At 62.6% G+C, this 4,760-nt stretch carries 4 protein-coding genes; all 4 read right to left on the reverse strand.

What is annotated here, in order from left to right:
* The coding region (locus H5T60_11655; GenBank protein MBC7243088.1) for a TIGR04190 family B12-binding domain/radical SAM domain protein at positions 1-1,777 on the reverse strand (1,777 nt) is incomplete at its 3' end.
* Positions 1,778-1,831: 54 nt separating this feature from the next.
* Complete coding sequence (locus H5T60_11660; GenBank protein ID MBC7243089.1) at positions 1,832-2,797, reverse strand: MoxR family ATPase; 966 nt, start codon at positions 2,795-2,797, stop codon at positions 1,832-1,834.
* Positions 2,798-2,952: 155 nt separating this feature from the next.
* Entirely contained in the window at positions 2,953-3,999 is a 1,047-nt protein-coding gene (locus tag H5T60_11665; GenBank protein ID MBC7243090.1) for an SPFH domain-containing protein, read from the reverse strand.
* 37 nt (positions 4,000-4,036) lie between these two features.
* Positions 4,037-4,594 carry a hypothetical protein gene (locus H5T60_11670; protein MBC7243091.1) on the reverse strand — a complete coding sequence of 186 codons (558 nt, stop codon included), beginning with the start codon at positions 4,592-4,594 and terminating at the stop codon, positions 4,037-4,039.
* Positions 4,595-4,760: the final 166 nt, after the last annotated feature.

The raw sequence follows: 4,760 nt of genomic DNA on the forward strand, positions 1-4,760 counted from the left end.
GCTTTTCTTCCCCACCCCCGTTGGGGACAGTGACCAGCCGCCGGCGCCCCATGGCCCCGGCCAGCACAATGCCGGCCGCGTTCAGCAGGTTGAATTTCAGCAGGCCCACCGGCAGGTTCAGCTCGGTCTTCTCACAAACGGTAGAGAGATTGGCAGTATCCACCTGGGGCTTGAGCGCGTTCAACAGCAGTTGGCGGCGCATGGGATCGGTGATCTGCAGGATATCATCAATCTGGGCCATCAGCCGGCGGGCGCGCTGTATCCTGCGCTCTGTGGCGTCGGCCACGGCCGGGTCAATCAAGCCGTACTGCTTTTTCAGCCGGTTCAGGCGGAAGCCGGCCTCATACGTCGCTTCGGCGATCTGGTGCCGGTCCATCCAGATCGTCTCGTAATTGAGCACGTATTTCCAGCTCGGCGCCAGCAGGGCCTGGCGGTGCTCCTCCAGGGAGCGGAAGAGGATGGTGTAGCCGTATTCCTCCGGGCGCTCGAAGACCTCGCTCCCCGGGTCAACGAAGGGCGCCAGCGGGGATATGAAGGGGAACAGGCGCTTATCGGCGCCGGCGTCAAAGCGCTCCATCAAGTGCCCACAGTAGGCGACCGTATCCATCACGGACTGGAAGTCCTGTTTCGGCAGGCCGATCATGAAGAAGACGTCCAGGCGCTTACAGCCGGCCTCCAGGATGTAGGCCATGGTCTCTTCCATGGCGGCGGTGGTGTAGGGCCGGCCAAAGGCCCGCCGCACCTCATCATCATGGGACTCCGGCGAGATTTCCATGGTGAAGTTGGGGAAGGTGCGGGCCAGCTTCTGGATGTACGCGCGGTCGGCCGCGTCGAACAGCTCCAGAATCACCGGGCCGGGGTCCACTCCCACCAGCCGCAGGAACTCCTCGGCGTAATCCATGCCGGGCTGGCGCAGGTCCCCGAGGATAAAGATGGGGCCGCGCGAGAAGCGGCGGATGTTGCGCAGGTCCTCGGCCAACTGCGCCGGCGAGCGGAAGGCCGGCCGGGAGCGGTTGTGGATGCGGCGGAAAGCGGAGACGGAGCCGCCGCAGGTGCGGCAGTTGTGCGTACAGCCGCGCACGGTCAGGGCGGCGGTAATGGGGTACGTCAGCCAGTCCTTGAAGGGCACAAAGTTCGCCAGGTCGGCGTAACGCGCCACGGCCCGCACCACGTAGGTATAGTCAATGATGACATGGTCCAGGTCCGAGGGGCTGTAGGTGATGGGGTTGACGCGCACCTGGCCGGCGGAGTCGGTCCAGGTGAGGTTCGGCACCTGGGAAAGGCTCTCGTCGTCGAGCTTGCCGGCGCGGATCAGCTCCATGAGCTGGGCCAGAGGCTCCTCGGTGGAGTCCCCCCGCAGTACGAAGTCCACCTCCGGCCGCTGGACCAGCTCCTCATGGAAGTACGAGGAGGAGAAGCCGCCGAAGATAACCGGCGTATAGGGGTGATGGCGTCTGACCAGCCGGGCGACCTCGATGGCGCCGTGGGCATGTGGCATCCAGTGCAGGTCAATGCCGAAGGCCAGAGGGTTCAGCCGGCGGATGAGCTTCTCGGGATCGAAGCGCCGGCTCTTCAACATGCGCACCGCCAGATTCACGATGCGCACGCGAAACCCGCGGCGTTCCAGATAATCCGCCAGGGTGGTGAAGCCGATAGGATACATTTCGAACACGGGAGTGGAGGGCACCAGGTCGCTGATCGGCCCGTACAGGATGGACTCCCGCCGGAAATCATACACGCTGGGAGCATGTAAGAACACGAAATCTGCATTGGCCACAGGGTAACCTCTCCTGCAACGAGATATGTATGCGCCCTACTGGGCGACTGATGTCTAGACGCTGGCCGGCCGGGGTGCCACACGCGTGCCCGGCACTGGCACGGAATCGAGTATTTCCTGGATAATGGTCTCCTGGCCCACGTTCTTCAGCCTGGCCGAGGGGCTGAGGATCAGCCGGTGAGCCAGGGTGGGGACGGCCAGGGCCTTGATATCATCGGGTATCACGAAATCGCGCCCCATGGTGGCGGCTAAGGCGCGCGCGGTCTTGTACAGCGCCAGACTGCCGCGCGGGCTGGCGCCGAGATAGACGTCGGGATGCCGGCGCGTCTCCCCCACGAGATGCACGATGTACTCCTTCATCAGGTCCGAGACGTACACCTGCTTGACATGTTCCTGCGCGGCCATCAGCTCGTCCAGCGCAATCACCTGCCCCAGATGGCGGATGGGGTGGTCGTACTGCTGGGCGTCCAGGATGGCGATCTCCTGCTCCTCCGCCGGATAGCCCAGGCTGACGCGCATCATAAAGCGGTCCACCTGCGCCTCGGGCAGTGGGAATGTCCCCTCATATTCGATGGGGTTCTGCGTGGCGAACACCAGGAAGGGGGATTCCAGAGCGTAGGTGACCCCATCCACGGTGATCTGCCGCTCTTCCATCGCTTCCAGCAGGGCGGACTGCGTCTTGGGTGTGGCACGGTTGATCTCGTCCGCCAGGACGATGTTGGCCATGACCGGCCCAGGACGGAACTCGAACTCGCGCGTCTTCTGATTGAAGACCGAGACGCCGGTGATATCGCTGGGCAGCATGTCGGGCGTGAACTGAATGCGCCGGAAGCTACAGCCGATGGACTTAGCGATGGCACGCGCCAGCATGGTCTTGCCGACCCCGGGCACATCCTCGATCAGGACATGGCCTTCGGTAAACAGGGCCAGGACGATGAGGTGAATGACCTGGCGCTTGCCGATGATGACCTTTTCGACGTTATCGATAATTTTCTGGGCCGCGGCCTCTGCCGTGTTCATGCGGTTATCCTCTCCCTGCCGGCTCCCACACCGATATATTATAAATCCAACTATCTTGCTCGACAATTTCGACAGTCGTCACCCGCCCCATGCGCTGAAAGCATCCCGCCGGCCTTGCGGCCGGCGGGATGTACAGCGACGCTTCTCGCAACCTTTTATCCGACCTTGGCGCCGCAGTTACTGCAGAACTTGGCTCCCGGCGCCAGGGGAGCGCCGCACTGACTGCAGAACCTCGTCCCTTCCAGCTTCTGCCCGCAGTTACTGCAGAATTTCGCGCCGGCGGGATTGGGGGTGCCGCAGTTGGGGCAGGGGAAGGTGCCGGCCGCCGCGGCCGCGCCAGGCGCTTGCTTCTGCTGTTGCATGGAGCTCATCAGCGTCTGGGCAATGGCTGCTCCCATGCCCAGGCCGGCGCCAATGCCCACCCCCGACGCCTCGCCGCCGCCCGGCTGTGTGGCCATGTCGCGCAGGCTCTCCGCCATGTCCATCTTCAACAGGCTGTCCATATCGCCCACCGCCCGCATGCCGGCGCCCCGGTCGATCATCTTCTGCACCTCTTCGGGCAGGCTGATGGACTCGACGAAGAAGGATTTCAGAGCCAGGCCCAGGCCGGCAAACTCGTCCGCCAGCTTGGCCTTGACGCCGGCGGACAGCTCGGTGAACAGTCGCGGCAGGTCCAATATGGTCTTGGACGTCTCCCCGAGCATATCGGTCAGCCAGGAGAGGATCATCCCCCGCAGGTAATCCTCGATCTGCGAGGTCTGATACATCCCCATGGTGCCGACGATCTTGTTGACGAAGAGCTGGGGGTCGGCCACCTGCATGCTGTAGCGGCCGTGGGCCCGCAGGCGCACGATACCCAGTTCCGAATCGCGCAGGGTGATGGGTTCTTTGGTGCCCCATTTCATGTCGAGGAACTCGCGCATGTTGACAAAGTAGACCTCGGCCTTGAAGGGGGTTTCCCCGCCGAACGGTGCACCGATGAGCTTCACCAGCAGGGGGATGTTGGCGGTGGTCAGGGTATGCCGGCCAGGGCCGAACACGTCCAGCGCCTTGCCGTCGCGGAAAAAGACCGCCGCCTGGCTCTCCCGCACGATGAGCTGGGACCCCAGCCGGAAATCCCCCGAACCCTGTTCGGGGATGCGGTGAACAATTTCCTGGCCGGTGGGATCAAAGTACTCGATCACATCAAAAATGCGTGCCATTCGAATTCCTCCTTAATCCTGTGACAGGCGGTCTATGTTACTGCTCCGCCAGCGCTTCCTCGTCCGCTTCCGTGACTTCGCCAACGGCAGTGATGGCCTCTTTCCGCTTCTCGAACTGCTCGGCCAGGGCGGTGATCACCTTAATCAGCTTCTGGATGCCGGCGCCGATGCCCGTGCCGGCCTCAATGTCCTGCCCCACCGCATCAATGGCTTCCGCGACCTTGGGCAACTGTTCCAGCAGTTTGGCGTCAAAGGCGTAGATGGCATCCAACTGCTTCTCCTTGACTTTGACGGCGTCAAAGAACCCGCTGTAGCCATAGGTGGCGGTCTTGATGCGGTCCATCAGGTTCTCAAGTTTCTTGATGGCGCGCCCTAGGTCATCGGTAAACTCAATAAGGCCGGAGTCCACCAATCGGAGCTGGAGCTCGTTCAGCCGGCGAAGCTGGACAGCAAGCTCATCAGCCAGTTTGCCGCGCAGGAGCTTATCCGCCTCGCGGCGCCACTCCTTTTCCTTGTACCCTTTGAAGCCAGGCAGGCTGGCCGCAAACTTCTCCAGCCCTCCCTTAGCTCCCTCAATGACATCCCGAAAGTCCATGACAGCACTCCTTTCTTTGTGTGCTCATTCGGACAGGAAAATCTCGGTCCCGCAGAACGGACAGCGGCTGACCCCCTTGCCGGCCAGCTCGATCTCGCCCCCGCAATTCGGACACTTGTTGGTCTTCAACAAGGAAGCATCCCGCGAGTACAACACCCCTTCTTTC

The sequence above is a fragment of the Anaerolineae bacterium genome, assembly GCA_014360855.1.
GTDB lineage: Bacteria > Chloroflexota > Anaerolineae > JACIWP01 > JACIWP01 > JACIWP01.

Excerpts from the sequence above, each read along its gene's own strand:
- H5T60_11660 (MBC7243089.1), bottom strand. The coding sequence starts at position 2,797 with ATGAACACGGCAGAGGCCGCGGCCCAGAAAATTATCGATAACGTCGAA.
- H5T60_11665 (MBC7243090.1), bottom strand. The coding sequence starts at position 3,999 with ATGGCACGCATTTTTGATGTGATCGAGTACTTTGATCCCACCGGCCAG.
- H5T60_11670 (MBC7243091.1), bottom strand. The coding sequence starts at position 4,594 with ATGGACTTTCGGGATGTCATTGAGGGAGCTAAGGGAGGGCTGGAGAAG.